This window comes from Quadrisphaera sp. DSM 44207, assembly GCF_900101335.1.
GTDB lineage: Bacteria > Actinomycetota > Actinomycetes > Actinomycetales > Quadrisphaeraceae > DSM-44207.
On sequence record NZ_FNKA01000001.1, the window covers coordinates 1221460 to 1236569 of the forward strand.

Annotated in this window: 13 protein-coding genes and 2 tRNA genes; 4 read left to right on the forward strand and 11 right to left on the reverse strand. The window is 76.1% G+C overall.

The annotated features are described in order from the left end of the window. The first annotated feature begins 7 nt into the window (after nucleotides 1-7). Entirely contained in the window at nucleotides 8-1702 is a 1695-nt protein-coding gene (locus tag BLS82_RS15615) for a serine/threonine-protein kinase (protein WP_176818934.1), read from the forward strand. Further along, nucleotides 1699-3633: a Stk1 family PASTA domain-containing Ser/Thr kinase gene (gene pknB / locus BLS82_RS05865; protein WP_218123596.1), complete on the forward strand. Its 1935-nt coding sequence runs from the start codon at nucleotides 1699-1701 to the stop codon at nucleotides 3631-3633. Before BLS82_RS15615 ends, pknB begins: the two co-directional genes overlap by 4 nt. 37 nt (nucleotides 3634-3670) lie before the next feature. Here the strand turns inward: pknB and BLS82_RS05870 are convergent, their stop codons facing one another. From BLS82_RS05870 to BLS82_RS05885, 4 genes are read right to left on the reverse strand one after another with little or no spacing between them, the layout of a single operon-like run. Then, nucleotides 3671-4306 (reverse strand): aminodeoxychorismate/anthranilate synthase component II, encoded by a 636-nt coding sequence (locus tag BLS82_RS05870; protein WP_092862297.1) that lies wholly within the window; start codon nucleotides 4304-4306, stop codon nucleotides 3671-3673. Then, complete coding sequence (locus tag BLS82_RS05875) at nucleotides 4303-4491, reverse strand: hypothetical protein (RefSeq protein WP_255378137.1); 189 nt, start codon at nucleotides 4489-4491, stop codon at nucleotides 4303-4305. The genes BLS82_RS05870 and BLS82_RS05875 overlap by 4 nt, the downstream gene beginning before the upstream one ends. Further along, the gene (locus BLS82_RS05880; protein ID WP_255378138.1) at nucleotides 4488-5291 is read right to left on the reverse strand and encodes a class E sortase; all 804 of its coding nucleotides are present in this window, start codon (nucleotides 5289-5291) and stop codon (nucleotides 4488-4490) included. Before BLS82_RS05880 ends, BLS82_RS05875 begins: the two co-directional genes overlap by 4 nt. Beyond that, complete coding sequence (locus tag BLS82_RS05885) at nucleotides 5288-6148, reverse strand: DUF881 domain-containing protein (RefSeq protein WP_092862299.1); 861 nt, start codon at nucleotides 6146-6148, stop codon at nucleotides 5288-5290. Before BLS82_RS05885 ends, BLS82_RS05880 begins: the two co-directional genes overlap by 4 nt. A gap of 68 nt (nucleotides 6149-6216) precedes the next feature. On the opposite strand from BLS82_RS05885, the gene BLS82_RS05890 reads away from it, so the two are divergent. Next, nucleotides 6217-6465, forward strand: coding sequence for a cell division protein CrgA (locus tag BLS82_RS05890; RefSeq protein WP_092862301.1), 249 nt, complete (start codon nucleotides 6217-6219; stop codon nucleotides 6463-6465). Between the two features lie 187 nt (nucleotides 6466-6652). Here BLS82_RS05890 and BLS82_RS05895 read toward each other — a convergent pair whose 3' ends face one another. Further along, complete coding sequence (locus BLS82_RS05895; protein WP_092862303.1) at nucleotides 6653-7531, reverse strand: rhomboid family intramembrane serine protease; 879 nt, start codon at nucleotides 7529-7531, stop codon at nucleotides 6653-6655. A 36-nt stretch (nucleotides 7532-7567) separates the two neighbouring features. After that, nucleotides 7568-8119 (reverse strand): peptidylprolyl isomerase, encoded by a 552-nt coding sequence (locus BLS82_RS05900; protein ID WP_092862305.1) that lies wholly within the window; start codon nucleotides 8117-8119, stop codon nucleotides 7568-7570. Between the two features lie 105 nt (nucleotides 8120-8224). On the opposite strand from BLS82_RS05900, the gene BLS82_RS05905 reads away from it, so the two are divergent. Then, nucleotides 8225-9190: a hypothetical protein gene (locus BLS82_RS05905; protein WP_092862307.1), complete on the forward strand. Its 966-nt coding sequence runs from the start codon at nucleotides 8225-8227 to the stop codon at nucleotides 9188-9190. Between the two features lie 136 nt (nucleotides 9191-9326). Here the strand turns inward: BLS82_RS05905 and BLS82_RS05910 are convergent. From BLS82_RS05910 to gyrB, 5 genes are all read right to left on the reverse strand, one after another. Continuing rightward, nucleotides 9327-9399 (reverse strand) — tRNA-Ala (locus BLS82_RS05910). 11 nt (nucleotides 9400-9410) lie between these two features. Then, nucleotides 9411-9484 (reverse strand) — tRNA-Ile (locus BLS82_RS05915). Nucleotides 9485-9529: 45 nt separating this feature from the next. Then, on the reverse strand, nucleotides 9530-10204 hold the full coding sequence (locus BLS82_RS05920; protein ID WP_255378139.1) for a DUF3566 domain-containing protein: 675 nt from the start codon (nucleotides 10202-10204) through the stop codon (nucleotides 9530-9532). Next, nucleotides 10201-12780, reverse strand: a complete 2580-nt coding sequence (gene gyrA / locus BLS82_RS05925) for a DNA gyrase subunit A (RefSeq protein ID WP_092862309.1) — start codon at nucleotides 12778-12780, stop codon at nucleotides 10201-10203. The genes BLS82_RS05920 and gyrA overlap by 4 nt, the downstream gene beginning before the upstream one ends. Further along, nucleotides 12773-14902: a DNA topoisomerase (ATP-hydrolyzing) subunit B gene (gene gyrB, locus BLS82_RS05930; RefSeq protein WP_092862311.1), complete on the reverse strand. Its 2130-nt coding sequence runs from the start codon at nucleotides 14900-14902 to the stop codon at nucleotides 12773-12775. The genes gyrA and gyrB overlap by 8 nt, the downstream gene beginning before the upstream one ends. Between the last annotated feature and the right edge of the window lie 208 nt (nucleotides 14903-15110).

Genomic DNA, 15110 nt, shown 5'->3' on the forward strand with positions numbered 1-15110 from the left:
CGGAGTCGTGAGGACCGAGGTGGGCACCGTGCTGGGCCAGCGCTACCGGCTGACCGCGCCGATCGCCGCGGGCGGCATGGGGGAGGTCTGGCAGGCCCACGACGACGTCCTGGGCCGCACCGTGGCCGTGAAGGTGCTGCGCGCGGAGCTGGCCGGCGACCCCGGCTTCCTCGGCCGCTTCCGCACCGAGGCGCGCAACAGCGCGCTGCTGACGCACCCGGCCATCGCCATGACGTACGACTACGGCGAGTCCGACGGCAGCGCCTACCTCGTCATGGAGCTCGTGCCCGGGGAGCCGCTGTCGGACCTGCTGGCCCGCGAGGGGGCCCTGGAGCCGCGCCGCGCCGCGCGGCTGCTGGCGAAGGCGGCCTCGGGGCTGGCGGCCGCGCACGCGGCCGGGCTGGTGCACCGCGACGTCAAGCCGGGCAACCTGCTCGTCACCCCGGACGGCGAGGTGAAGGTCACCGACTTCGGCATCGCCCGCGCGGTGGCGGAGGCCCCCGTCACCGCCACGGGCCAGGTGATGGGCACGGCCGCGTACCTCTCGCCGGAGCAGGCCACGGGCCGGCGCGACCTGACGCCGGCGGCCGACGTCTACGCCCTCGGCGTCGTCGCGCACGAGATGCTCGCCGGCGAGCGGCCCTTCACGGGCGAGTCCCAGGTCGCCATCGCGCTGGCGCAGGTCAACGACCCCCCGCCCCCGCTGCCCCCGGGCGTGCCGGACGGCGCGCGGGCGCTCGTGGCGGCCTGCCTGGCGAAGGACCCCACGGCCCGGCCGCGCGACGCCGGGGTGGTCGCGGCGGTCGCCTCCCGGGTCGCGGACGGCGACGACGCCGGGGCGCTGCGCCTGCTCGCCGGCACCGCCGGCGCGGGTGCGGTTGGGGCCGCGGCTGCGGGTGCGACCGGTGCGGCGACCGTGGTGGCGCCCGCGCTGGGCGACCCCGACGCGACCGTGGCCCTCGGCGCCCCCGACGCGCCCGCCACCCGGCGCGAGGCGCGCGCCAGCGCCGCGGCGGCGGCCGGCGCCGGTGCGGCCGGTGTCGCGGGCGCCGCGGCGGGCTCCCTCGTCGGTGACCCGCGCCGCGCCCCCGAGCCGTGGGAGACCGGCGGCGGCGCCGTCCCCCGCACCGGCCCGGTCCCCGCACCCGGGCCGGCCACCGGTGCGGGCGCCGGTGCGGGCGCCGGTGCGGGGGCCGACAGCCGCCCGCACCGGCGCCTGACCGTGCCGCTGCTGGGCCTGCTCGCGGTGCTCGCGGTCGTCGCCGCGGCCGTCGTCCTCGGCCAGGACGACGAGACCGCGCCGACCGCGCCCGCCGTCACGCCGAGCGCGTCGGTGACGGCTCCCGAGCCGGAGGTGACCACCACGCCGGAGGCGACCGAGGAGCGGACCCAGGAGGAGGTCGAGGAGGAGCCGGCCCCGAGCACCTCGTCACCGGAGCCGGAGCCGACCTCCTCCGCTCCCTCGGCGACCGAGGAGCCGAGCGAGCCCGAGCCGACCACCACCAGCACGACGTCGACGACCTCGGCGCCGACGTCCTCGGCGCCGCCGTCGGCGTCGGCGGCGTCGGCGTCCGCGCCGGCGTCGTCGACCACGCCGCAGCCCTCTGCCAGCTCTTCCTCGGAGGCGCCGTCAGCACGGGCGGCCCTGCCTCCTGCCAGTACCGTCGAAGAGCAGCAGGACGAGGAGGGCGGGGACGGGTGAACGACCACGGACGCGCTGACGGCGTCCCGCGCATGCTCGGGAACCGCTACGAGGTCGGCCACGTCCTCGGCCGCGGCGGCATGGCCGAGGTGCACCTGGGGCGCGACACCCGCCTCGGCCGCCGCGTGGCGATCAAGATGCTGCGCGCGGACCTCGCGCGCGACCCCGTCTTCCAGGCCCGGTTCCGGCGCGAGGCGCAGTCCGCCGCCGGGCTGAACCACCCCTCGATCGTCGCCGTCTACGACACCGGCCAGGACGTCTTCGTCGAGTCCGGCGGCGCCGAGGTGCAGCTGCCCTACATCGTCATGGAGCACCTCGAGGGCCGCACCGTGCGCGACCTGCTCGTGGAGTCCGGCGGCGGGGGCATCGGCACCGAGCGCGCCGTCGACATCACCGCGGGCGTGCTCACGGCCCTCGATTACAGCCACCGCCGCGGCATCGTCCACCGCGACATCAAGCCCGCCAACGTGATGATCACGCCGACGGGCGACGTGAAGGTCATGGACTTCGGCATCGCGCGGGCCGTGGCCGACACCTCGGCGACGATGACCCAGACCAGCGCCGTCATCGGCACCGCCCAGTACCTCTCGCCGGAGCAGGCGCGCGGGGAGACCGTCGACGCCCGCACCGACCTGTACTCCACCGGCTGCCTGCTCTACGAGCTGCTCACCGGCCGGCCGCCGTTCGTGGGGGAGTCACCCGTCTCCGTGGCGTACCAGCACGTGCGCGAGGTGCCCCGGCCCCCCAGCGCGCACAACCCCGCCGTCGACGAGGCGCTGGACCGCGTGGTGCTCAAGGCGCTCGCCAAGGACCGCGAGGACCGCTACGCCGACGCCGAGGAGTTCCGCGTCGACCTGCTCGCGGCGGAGCACGGCCAGCCCGTCGCCGCGCCCGCCGTGGCGCTCGCCACGGCCACCGCCACGCAGGCCCTGCCCACCCGCACGGAGGCCACGCGCGCGCTCGCGGCCGCCGGCATCGCCACCTCGGCCACCGGGGCGGCGACGTCCGCGCCCGCGCTCGACGACGGCGGTCCGGGGGCCGGCGGCGCCGTTCCGGAGCCCGCGCGGGAGCAGCCCCGCCGCCGCCGCGGGGTGTGGCTGTGGGTGCTGCTCGCGCTGCTGCTGTTCGCGGTGACCGCCTTCGCCACCGCCCGCTACCTGCGCACGAGCGACGACATCGAGCTCGCGGACTACCGCGACCAGCCCGTCGCGACGGCGTGCGCGAGCATCACCGCCCTCGAGCTGGCGTGCGAGGAGACGCAGACGGCGGACGAGGCGGCGGTGGGCACCGTGCTGGACCAGGAACCGCGCCCGGGCACCGTCCTCGAGCCCGGCGCGAGGGTGATCCTGACCGTGTCCTCGGGCCCTGAGGCCGTCGCCGTCCCGGACGTGTCCGGCCAGACGGAGACCCAGGCGTTCACCACCCTCACCGGTGACGGCTTCCGGGTCGGGGACGTCGTCGACGAGCCGAACCCGGACGTCGACGAGGGGCGGATCATCCGCACCGAGCCGGCGGCCGGAGAGGAGCTCGCCCCGGGCGCGACGGTCGACCTCGTCCGCTCCAGCGGTCAGGTGGACCTGCCCGACCTCTCGGGCCAGGTCTACACCGACGCACAGGAGGTGCTCGGCGACCTCGGCCTGCGGGCCACCTTCGTCTTCGAGCAGACCACCGAGGTCGAGGAGGGCCGCGTCCTCCGGCAGGACCCGGAGCCGAGCCTCGTCGACCCCGGCACCACCGTGACCCTCGTCGTCGCCCAGACCCCGCCGCCGACCCCCACGGTGACGGAGACGGCGACGCCCGAGCCGACCGAGACGCCCCAGGCCGAGGAGAGCCCGACCTCGGACGAGGAGCCCGACGACGGGGACGACGAGGAGTCCGAGGAGGAGACGCCCAGCGAGTCCTCCTCCGGCCGCGGCCGCGGCCGGAACTGAGGAGTTGCGGCTGCGCGACTGGGGGGTCGAGGCGGGCTCAGCCGCGCACGAGCGGCGCCAGGCCCTCGGAGCGCTCCACGGCGCCCTCGTCGCCGCACACGGCGAGCCAGTTGGCCAGCAGCCGGTGCCCGCCCTGGGTGAGCACCGACTCCGGGTGGAACTGGACGCCGAAGAGCGGCAGCTCGCGGTGCTGCAGGGCCATCACCACGCCGCCGGCCGTGCGACCGGTGACCTCCAGCTCCTCCGGCACGGTGGCGTCCACGACGGCCAGGGAGTGGTATCGCGTGGCCGTGAACGGCGTGGGCAGGCCCGCGAGCACCCCCGCGCCCTCGTGCTCGACGAGGCTCGTCTTGCCGTGCAGCAGCTCGCGCGCGTGCGTGACGGTGGCGCCGTGGACCTCCCCGAGCGCCTGGTGGCCCAGGCAGACGCCGAGCAGCGGCGTCCCGGTCCGGCCGCACCGGCGCACGAGGTCGGGGCTCACGCCGGCCGTGGACGGCGTCCCGGGGCCGGGCGAGAGCAGCACGCCGTCCGCCGCGTCGGCCGCCTCGGCGGCCTGCTCGGCGCCCAGGGCGTCGTTGCGCACCACGCGGCACTCCGCGCCGAGCTGCTCGAGGTAGCCGACGATCGTCCACACGAAGCTGTCGTAGTTGTCCACGACGAGGACCCGGGTCATCCGGCGCCTCCTGCGGGGCTCGGGGCACCGACGGTGCCGTCGTTGAAGGGGACGTGGGGGGCCACCGCGGGGAAGACCCAGAGGAAGCACGCGGCGACCGCCGCCAGCGCCAGGAGGAGGGCGAGCGCGACGCGCACGCCCACCGGGCCGGGCAGGGCCCGCCACAGCCAGCCGTACACCGTCACACCCCTCCCGGCTCGGCGCCCGCCAGGGCCCGCGGGTCCCCGGCGCCGCGCGGCTGCCACGACTCGAGCACCGCGTGGACGACGTAGCGCTCGCGGGCCGAGTAGCGCGGGTGGCACGCGGTCAGGGTGAGCAGCCGCTCGGTCGGCGCGGCGCCGGGCGAGCCGGGGTCGGGGGCGATCACCTCGACCTGGCTCGGGAGCACCACCAGCGCCTCGCGCACCCGGTACACGTACCAGTCCTGCGCGGTCTCGACGACGACGGGGTCGCCCGCCTGCAGCTCGGCGATGCGGCTGAGCGGCTTCCCGTACGTCGTCCGGTGCCCGGCGAGGGAGAAGTTGCCCACCGCCCCCGGCATCGCGGTGCCGGGGTAGTGGCCGAGGACGCCGTCGTCGAGGACGCCGTCGAGGACGACGCCCTGCTCGACGGCCACCTGCCACCCCTGCCCGAAGCGCGGCACGTGCACGAGCGCGAACGCCTCGCCCTGGCCCGGCTCCACCGGCACGGGCGGCTCCGGCGCGGACGGGGCGGGGACGTCGACCGGCGCCGCGGAGCCCTCGGAGGAGGGGACGGAGGACGGCGCGGGAGCCGGCGCCGGCCCGGGGGAGGGCTGCGGCGCGCCGGCGCCGCCCGCCTGCCACTGCTCGCGCAGCGCGCCGGCGCTCGCGCGCGCCTCCTGCCCGGCGGTGACGTCGGTCCACCACAGCTGCCAGGTCAGGAAGAGCAGCACGAGCACGCCCGCCGTGATGCACAGCTCCCCGGCCGTGCGCACCCCGGTGCGCACGGCCGCGCCGGCGCTCACGCGGCCGCGCCCGCGGCGGCGTCGGTGCCGGCGTCGGTGCCGGCGTCCTGCGCGGGCAGCGCCCGCGCGTGCTGCAGGTCCACCGCGCCCGTCCAGCCCGGCGCGGTCAGCGCGTCGCCGGTGCGGACCTCCCAGCCGAGCCCGTTGCGCTCGACGTACTGGCGGTAGACGCGCACCGGCTCGGCGGCGTCGAGCGCGGCCTGCAGCCGCTGCGGGTCCCCGAGGGCCGTCACGGTGTACGGGGGCGCGTAGAGGCGGCCCTGCAGCTTCAGCGTGTTGCCGACGCAGCGCACCGCGCTCGTGGTGATGAGCCGCTGGTCCTCCAGCACGATCGCGTCGGCGCCGGCGGCCCACAGGGCGTTGACGACCCCCTGCAGGTCCTGCTGGTGGACGATGAGGTCCTCGGGGACGGTGCCCTCCGGCTGCGGCCGGTTGGGCGGGGCGTCGTCGAGCGTGATCTCCAGGCCCGGCCCGGTGAGGGGCTGCACGCCCGCCGCCGTCGCCACCAGCGCCGTGCGCTCCTGCAGCTGCTGCACGCCCGGGTCCTGCACGGCGCCGGTGAGGGCGTCGACCTCCTGGCGCAGGTCGGCCAGCTGGGCGTCGCGGGCCAGGATCCGGCGCTGCTCCTCCTGCACCAGGCCCGTCAGGCTGGAGGCGTCCTGGCGCAGGTCGCCGCCCGCCGCCGTGCGCGCGCTGGTGGCGAACAGCGCCCCGGCCAGCACCAGCACCCCGGCGACGGCGAGGCGGCGCAGGGGAGCGCGCCGGGCGCCCTGCCCGGGCAGCACGGCGCCCGGCGGCGTCCAGGGGCCCTCGGCGGGAGCGTCGTGCGGGCGGCCCGGCTCCGGCCTGTCGGTCATGGCGGGGCGGCTCCTTCCAGCACTGCCGCCCACTAGGCTAGACGACCTCACGACGTGGAGGAGGCTCCGTGCCCGAGTCGAGAATCCGCCGCCGGGCCTGGACGGCGCCGCAGGAGCGCCCTGCCGGCCCGCGCCCGACGCCGCGCTGGTGGGTGCCGGTGATGCTCGGCCTCATGCTCGCCGGGCTGGTGTGGATCGTCGTCTTCTACCTCAGCGGGCCCGCCTCCTACCCGGTCCCGCAGATCGGCGCGTGGAACCTCGCGGTCGGCTTCGCGCTCGTGCTCGCCGGCTTCGCCATGACGACGCGCTGGCGCTGAGCGGGCGCTGGGCGGGCGCTCCCAGACGACCCCGAGGCGCCGCTGCGCCGAGGGCGCCCCGCCCGCCGACGAAGGTTATCCACAGGCTCCGTCCACAGTGTGGAGACTTCCACCGGCGTGCTTCCGCAGGTGGGGGCCGCGCGCGCCGCCGTCCGGGGCGAGGGCCTCGCGGCGCGCCGCCGGCGCGTCATCCCCAGGCGCCATCCACAGTGTGGACGGCGAGTGACTTCACGACCACGCACAGCACGAGGACGGCGAGGACCGCCGCGACGCCGGCCGCCTGCGCCGCCGCGCGCCGCCGCCGGGGGGCGTGGACGAGGACGGCCGCCAGCGCCGCGCCGGTGACGAGGCCGCCGAGGTGCGCCTGCCACGCGACGTTCGGCAGCACGAACCCCAGCACGCCGTTGACGGCGATGATCGCCACCACCTGGCCCGCGCTGCGGCCGAGCCGGCGCTGGACCACCACGAGGGCCGCGAAGAGGCCGAAGACGGCCCCGGACGCCCCCACCGACGCCGTGTACCAGCTGACGGCGTCGGGGGAGGCGAGCAGCAGCGAGCCGACGGATCCGCCGACCGCCGAGACGAGGTAGAGCGCGGCGAAGCGCAGCCGGCCGAGCAGGTCCTCCAGGTACGGCCCCGTCAGCCACAGGGCGTACATGTTGAACAGGATGTGGAAGATCCCCGCGGGGGAGTGCAGGAAGGCCGCGGTGACGAAGCGCCACGGCTCGGCCAGCGCCGCGTCGGGGCGGAAGGCGAGCAGCGCGGTGACGGAGGAGCCCGGCGCCAGCTGCAGCACGTAGGCCGCCACGCACAGGCCGACGACGCCCAGCGTCACCACCGGCCAGCCGCCGCGCACCCGCCCGCCGAAGGCGGTGCGCACCCGCGGAGCCGTGCGCGCCGCCTCGGCGACGCAGTCCACGCACTGCACGCCCACCGGGGCCTGGCGCTGGCACTGCGGGCAGGCGGGGCGCTCGCAGCGCTGGCACCGCACGTACGACTCGCGGTCGCGGTGGCGCGGGCAGACCGGCACCGGCGGCGGGACCGGCGCGGGGACCGGCTGGGTCATCGGCGCCTGCTCACCGGCGGCACCTGCTGGGTGCGCTCACTCGGAGCCGGCCCCGCGCGCGCCGTCGGCGCCCTCGATCGTCACCCGCTCGAGGACGACGGGCTCGACGGGGCGGTCCATCGCGCCCGTGCGCACCGCGGCGATCGCGTCGACGACGGCGCGGCTCTCGTCGTCCGCCACCTCGCCGAAGATCGTGTGCTTGCCCTGCAGCCACGTCGCGGGCGCCACGGTGATGAAGAACTGGGAGCCGTTGGTGCCGCGGCCGCCGCGCTTGCCGGCGTTCGCCATCGCCAGCAGGTAGGGCTCGGTGAAGGTCAGCTCGGGGTGGATCTCGTCGTCGAAGGTGTAGCCGGGGCCGCCCGTGCCGTTCCCGACCGGGTCGCCGCCCTGGATCATGAAGCCCGGGATGACGCGGTGGAACGTCAGCCCGTCGAAGAGGGGGTCGGTGCGCTGCTGGCCCGTCTTCGGGTCCGTCCACTCCTGCGCGCCCGTCGCCAGCCCGGTGAAGTTGCGCACGGTCTTCGGCGCGTGGTCGGGGAAGAGCCGAACCCGGATGTCGCCGTGGTTGGTGTGCAGCGTCGCGTCCATGCGCTCATCCTCGCACCCCGGTCCGGGGAGGCAGCCGGGGCGCGGGCGCGGCAGGATGGGGGCTCGACGAACGGCCCGGGCAGCCCGGGCCCGGGAGGAGGACGCGTGTTCGGAACGACGAGCCGCAGGGACCGCGCGGCGGGCAGGGCGGTGGTGGCCGTCACGAAGCACCAGCTCTCGCAGGGCGCCAGGGGTGCCGTGTCGGCCGTGCGCGGCCGGGTCAGCCCGGCGGCGTCCTACGCGCGCACCAGCGCCGTCTCGGCCGCCGGCACCGCGCGGGAGTGGGCGGGCCCGCGGCTGGTGGACGCCCGCGAGCGCAGCACGGCGCAGCTGGTGCGCGCCCGCGAGCGCAGCGTGCAGACGACCGCGCCGAAGGTGGAGTCCTACGCCGCCTCCCTCGCGCCCCGCGTCAACGACGCCCGCGACGCGATCGTGGAGGACATCCTCCCCCGCGTCGTGCAGGCGGTGTCGGCGGGCGCCGCGGCGGCCGCGGCGCGGGCCACCCAGGCGACCGACGCGGCCGCGGGCGCCAGCGTCACGGCGCTCGGGGACGTCCAGCGCCGCGCGAGCCAGCTGACCGCGCCGCCGCCGAAGAGCCACAAGGTGCGCAACACCGTCCTCGTCCTCGGCGCGGCCGGTGCCGCCGGTGCCGCGGGGTGGGCGGCGTGGAAGCGCTCCTCCGCGCCGGCGGACCCGTGGGTGCCCGCGACGGCGCCCGGCTCGGGAGTGACGACGACGGGCGGCACGGGCAGCACGGACGGCACGGGCACCGCGGGCAGCACCGGCGGGACGACGTCCACCACGCAGGTGGTGGCCGGCCCGGACGCCGGTGAGCGCCTGAGCCGCCCGGGCCAGGGCAGCGGGCTGGGCGCGGGCACCGCGGCCAGCACGTCCAGCGACGCCTCGACGCCCGCCCCCGAAGGCTCCGACGCCGCCCAGCAGGCCCGCTCGGCTGCCGGGGGCCCCGAGGCGAGCGCCGACAGCGTCGGCAGCCTGGGCGTCACCGAGGAGCAGAGCGCGAACCCGGACGCCCCGTCGACCCGCCGCCGCAGCGGCGGATCCACGAGCTGACCCGACCGACCGGCACCGAGGGCCCCGCACCGCGACCACCGCGATGCGGGGCCCTCGCGCGTCAGCAGGACGCGCGGCGTCGGGGGAGTGCGAGGGGCGCGGGACCCGCGCGGCGCGCCGCCGCGGCCGTCCGGGGTGGAGACGACGGGACTCGAACCCGTAACCCCCTGCTTGCAAAGCAGGTGCGCTACCAGTTGCGCCACGCCCCCGGGGGCACGAGTGGGCCTAACAGGACTTGAACCTGTGACCTCTTCCTTATCAGGGAAGCGCTCTGACCGACTGAGCTATAGGCCCGTGCGGCTCGGCGCTCGCGCGCCGGCCAGCAGGGAGGACACTACCTCAGTCGTCGCTGAGGGTGAGTCGCAGGCCGCCCACGAGGCTGCTGGCGGTGTTGTAGAGGAACGCGGCCAGCACGGCGAGCGCCGTGACGAGGACGACGTCGAGGACGGCGACGAAGACCGCCACCGACACGACGCGGCTGAGGCCGAGCACCGACGTCAGGTCGAAGTCGGACTCCGCCCCGAACACCTCGCCGGCGAGACCCTCCAGCTGGGCGAAGACGCCCGTCGCCTCCAGCAGCGACCACACGACCGCGACCGCGACGACGAGGACGATCCCGAGCGCCACGGAGAGCAGGAACGCCAGCTTGGCGACCGACCACAGGTGCAGCCTCGCGACGGTCAGGCGCACCCTGCGGTGCGCGTCGTCGTCGCCCTCGTGCTCCTCGGGCGCGGGGGCCGGCCGGTCGGGGGACGCCGCCTGCGGGCGGTCCGCGTCGCGCTCGCCAGCACGCGCCGGCCCCCGGTCCGGGGCCGGCGCCGACACGCGGGGCTGCGGCGCCGTCCCGCCGGCCGAGGGGCGCGGGCCGCCGCCCAGGTGGCCGACCTCGGGGGCCGCGGCGGGCGCGGAGGCACCCGCCGGCCGGGCTCCTGCCGCGGCGCGCGCCGGGCCGCCGCCACCTCCGGGGGCGGAGCCGCCCCCGGCGCGCGCCTGCGTCTTCTCGGACGGGCTCACGCCCCACCTCCGCTGTCGGGTCCGCTCGACGGTAGACCATCGCCCTCGGTCCCGCCGCTGATCGCCGCCTCGGCGGCGCGCTCGACGTTGCGCGCCACCGCGATGATCGCGTCGCCCGGGTCGGGGGCGGCGAAGCGGACCCCGGAGGTGTCGCGGCCCGTGCGGCGCACCTCCGCCACCCGCGAGCGCACGACCTTGCCCCTGGCCATGACGACGAGCACCTCGTCGTCCTCCTCGACGAGCAGGGCGCCCGCGAGGTCGCCGCCGCGGTCGCTGGCCTTGGCCACCTTGATGCCGTAGCCGCCGCGGCCCTGCACGCGGTACTCCCCGACCGCCGTGCGCTTGGCCGTCCCGGACTCGTAGACGACGAACACGTCCAGCTCTCCGGAGGGCGGGACGACGTCCATGGCCAGCAGCTCGTCGCCGTCGCGGAAGCGCATGCCCGTCACGCCCGACGTCGCCCGGCCCATGGGCCGCAGCGCGTCGTCGGACGCCGTGAAGCGCACCGACTGCCCCTGCCGGGAGACCAGCAGCAGGTCGTCGTCGTCCCCGACCAGGCGCGCGGAGACCAGCTCGTCGCCCTCGCGCAGGTTGATCGCCACGACGCCGCCGGCGCGGTTGGAGTCGTACTCGGCCAGGCGGGTCTTCTTCACCAGCCCGCTGCGGGTGGCGAGGACCAGGAAGGGCGACTGCGCGTAGTCGCGCAGGTCGAGCACCTGGGCGATCTCCTCGCCCGGCTGGAAGGCCAGCAGGTTCGCGACGTGCTGCCCGCGCGCCTCGCGGCCGCCCTCGGGCAGCTCGTACGCCTTGGCGCGGTACACGCGCCCGAGGTTGGTGAAGAAGAGCAGCCAGTGGTGGCTGGTGGTGGTGAAGAAGTGCCCCACGACGTCGTCGGCGCGCAGCTGCGCCCCCCGCACGCCCTTGCCGCCGCGGCGCTGGGAGCGGTAGGCGTCCACCCGCGTGCGCTTGGCGTACCCCCCGGTCGTGATCGTGACGACCACGTCCTCCTCGGGGATGAGGTCCTCCATCGACATGTCGCCCTCGAAGGGCTGGATGCGCGTGCGCCGCTCGTCGCCGTACTTCTCGGCGATGGCGCCCAGCTCCTCGCCCACGATCGCCCGCTGGCGCGAGGGGGTGGCCAGGACGTCCTCGTAGTCGGCGATCTGCGCCTGCAGGGATTCGAACTCGTCGAGGATGCGCCGGCGCTCCAGGGCGGCCAGCTGGCGCAGCTGCAGGTTGAGGATCGCCGAGGCCTGGGCCTCGTCGACCTCCAGGAGCTCCATCAGGCCGCTGCGGGCGACGTCCGCCGTCGCGCTGGCCCGGATCAGGGCGATGACCTCGTCCAGGGCGTCGAGGGCCCGCAGGTAGCCCTGCAGGATGTGCGCGCGCTCCTGCGCCCGGCGCAGCCGGAAGCGCGTGCGGCGCTGGATGACGTCGAGCTGGTGGGAGATCCAGTGCTTGACGAAGCCGTCCAGGGACAGCGTGCGCGGCACGCCGTCGACCAGGGCCAGCATGTTCGCGCCGAAGTTCTCCTGCAGCGGCGTGTGCTTGTAGAGGTTGTTCAGCACCACCTTCGCCACGGCGTCGCGGCGCAGCACGATGACGAGGCGCTGACCCGTCTTGCCCGAGGTCTCGTCGCGCACGTCGGCCACGCCCGACAGGCGCCCGTCGCGCACGAGGTCGGCGATCTTCTGCGCGAGGTTGTCCGGGTTGACCTGGTACGGCAGCTCGGTGATGACGAGGCACTGCCGGTTGTGGATCTCCTCGACCTCCACGACCGCGCGCATGGTGATGCTGCCGCGGCCCGTGCGGTACGTGTCCTCGATGCCGCGCCGGCCCATCACCAGCCCGGACGTGGGGAAGTCCGGGCCCTGCACGCGGGCGATGAGGGCCTCGAGGAGCTCCTCGTCGGGAGCGTCGGGGTGGTCCAGCGCCCACTGCACGCCGGCGGCGACCTCGCGCAGGTTGTGCGGCGGGATGTTCGTCGCCATCCCGACCGCGATGCCCACCGAGCCGTTGACGAGCAGGTTCGGGAACCGGCTCGGCAGCACCGTGGGCTCGGTGGTGTGCCCGTCGTAGTTGGGCGTGGAGTCGACCGTCTCCTGGTCGATGTCGCGCACCAGCTCCAGGGCGAGCGGGGCCATGCGGCACTCGGTGTAGCGGGGGGCCGCGGCCGGGTCGTTGCCGGGGGAGCCGAAGTTGCCCTGCCCGTCGACGAGCGGGTAGCGCAGGGACCAGTCCTGCGCCAGGCGCACGAGCGCGTCGTAGATCGGCGCGTCGCCGTGCGGGTGGTAGTGGCCCATGACGTCGCCGACGACGCGGGCGCACTTGGAGTAGGGCCGGTCGGGGCGGTACCCGCCGTCGTACATGGCGTACACCACGCGCCGGTGCACCGGCTTCAGGCCGTCGCGCACGTCCGGCAGCGCCCGGGAGACGATCACGCTCATCGCGTAGTCGAGGTAGGAGCGCTGCATCTCCAGCTGGAGGTCGACCTGCTCGACGCGGTCGCCCCCGCCGTCCCCCGCGCCGTCGGCGGCGCCGCTGGGAGGGCTGGTGGGCGGGGTGGTCTCAGACATCGAGGAACCTCACGTCGCGGGCGTTGCGCTGGATGAAGGAGCGGCGGGACTCCACGTCCTCGCCCATGAGCACGCTGAAGATGGTGTCGGCCGCGGCGGCGTCCTCCATCGTCACCTGCCGCAGGGTGCGGTGGGCGCGGTCCATCGTCGTCAGGGCCAGCTCGTCCCAGTTCATCTCGCCCAGGCCCTTGTAGCGCTGGACGCCGCCCTCCTTCGGCAGCCGCCCGCCCGCGGCCAGGCCGGCCGCCACGACGGCGTCGCGCTCGCGGTCGGAGTAGACGAAGTCGTGCTCGCGGTTGGACCACTTGATCCGGTACAGCGGCGGCTGCGCGAGGTAGACGTGACCCGCCTCCACCAGCGGGCGCATGTACCGGAAGAGCAGGGTCAGCAGCAGCGTGGTGATGTGCTGGCCGTCGACGTCGGCGTCGGCCATGAGCACGATCTTGTGGTAGCGCAGCCGGGCGAGGTCGAACTCCTCGCCGATGCCCGTGCCGAACGCCGTGATCAGCGCCTGGACCTCCTGGTTGCCCAGCGCCTTGTCCAGCCGCGCCCGCTCGACGTTGAGGATCTTGCCGCGGATGGGCAGGATCGCCTGCGTGCGCGGGTCGCGCCCGCGCACCGCCGAGCCCCCGGCGGAGTCGCCCTCGACGATGAAGACCTCGCACTCGTCGGGCCGGTTGGACTGGCAGTCCTTGAGCTTGCCGGGCAGCCCCACGCCGTCCATGAGGCCCTTGCGCCGGGTCGCCTCGCGCGCCTTGCGAGCCGCCAGGCGCGCCTGGGAGGCGCTGATGGCCTTGCGCACGACGCCGCGCGCCTCGCCCGGGTTGCGGGCGAACCAGTCGGTCAGCTCCTCGGTCACCACGCGCTGCACGAAGCCCTTGACCTCGGTGTTGCCGAGCTTGGTCTTCGTCTGGCCCTCGAACTGCGGCTCGCCGAGCTTGACGGAGACCACGGCCGTCAGGCCCTCGCGCACGTCGTCGCCGGTCAGCGCCTCGTCCTTCTCCCGCAGCAGGTTGTTCGCGCGCGCGTAGCGGTTGACCAGGCCGGTCAGGGAGGCGCGGAAGCCCTCCTCGTGCGTGCCGCCCTCGTGCGTGTTGATGGTGTTGGCGTAGGTGTGGACGCTCTCGGAGTAGGCGGTGGTCCACTGCATGGCCACCTCGAGCGACATCATCCGCTCCACGTCCTCGGACTCGAAGGCGATGACGCCCTCGTGCACCGCCTCGCTGCGCTTGGACGCGTTCAGGTGCTTGACGTAGTCGACCAGGCCGCCGTCGTAGCGGTAGACGACGGAGCGGTCGGCGGCCTCGGCGGCCACCTCCTCGGCGGCGAGCTCGGCCGCCAGCTCGTCCGCGGCGCCGTCCGCGGCGGCGCGGGCGCCGTCCGCCCCGCCGGACACGCGCTCGTCGTGCAGCGCGATGGTCAGGCCCCGGTTGAGGAAGGCCATCTGCTGCAGGCGCGCGCGCAGCGTCTCGAAGTCGAACTCGACCGTCTCGAAGATGTCCGGATTGGGCCAGAACGTGACCGTGGTGCCGGTGGCGCCGGTCGGCTCGCCCTGGGCGAGCGGTGCCTCCGGCACGCCCATCGCGTAGCCCTGGCGCCACACGGACCCCTGCCGGCGCACCTCGACCTCCAGGCGGGTGCTCAGGGCGTTGACGACGGAGACGCCGACGCCGTGCAGGCCGCCGGAGACGGCGTACCCGCCGCCGCCGAACTTGCCGCCCGCGTGCAGCACCGTGAGCACCACCTCGACCGCCGGGCGGCCCTCCACCGGGTGCACGTCCACGGGGATGCCGCGGCCGTCGTCCACGACGCGCACGCCGCCGTCGGCGAGCAGCGTGACGTCGATGCTCGTGGCGTGCCCCGCCAGCGCCTCGTCCACGGAGTTGTCCACCACCTCGTAGACCAGGTGGTGCAGGCCCCGCTCGCCGGTGGAGCCGATGTACATGCCGGGCCGCTTGCGCACGGCCTCCAGGCCCTCGAGCACCTGGATGGCGCTGGCGTCGTAGCTCCCCGCCCTCCCGCCGTCGGCACCGCCGCCGTCCCCGGCGGCGACGACCTCCGCGAGCGACGGGACCGGCGTCGCGGGGGCGTCCTGGGCGGGGGCGTCAAGGGATTCGGCCACGGTCCTCCTCGGGCTGGCGCGCCCGAGCGGGCACTGCTCCCAGTCTACCGCGCCGAGGGCCCCGGACGGGCTCGCGACGCCCCCGGGACGGCCCCCTGGCGGCGCGTGGAGCCGCTGGAGGGGCGCGAACGGGGCCGGGGACGGGTCCGGGTACGCCCGGGGCCCCTCCGGCGGCTGTCGGGCCGGATCGCGGGACCCGCGCCGCGCC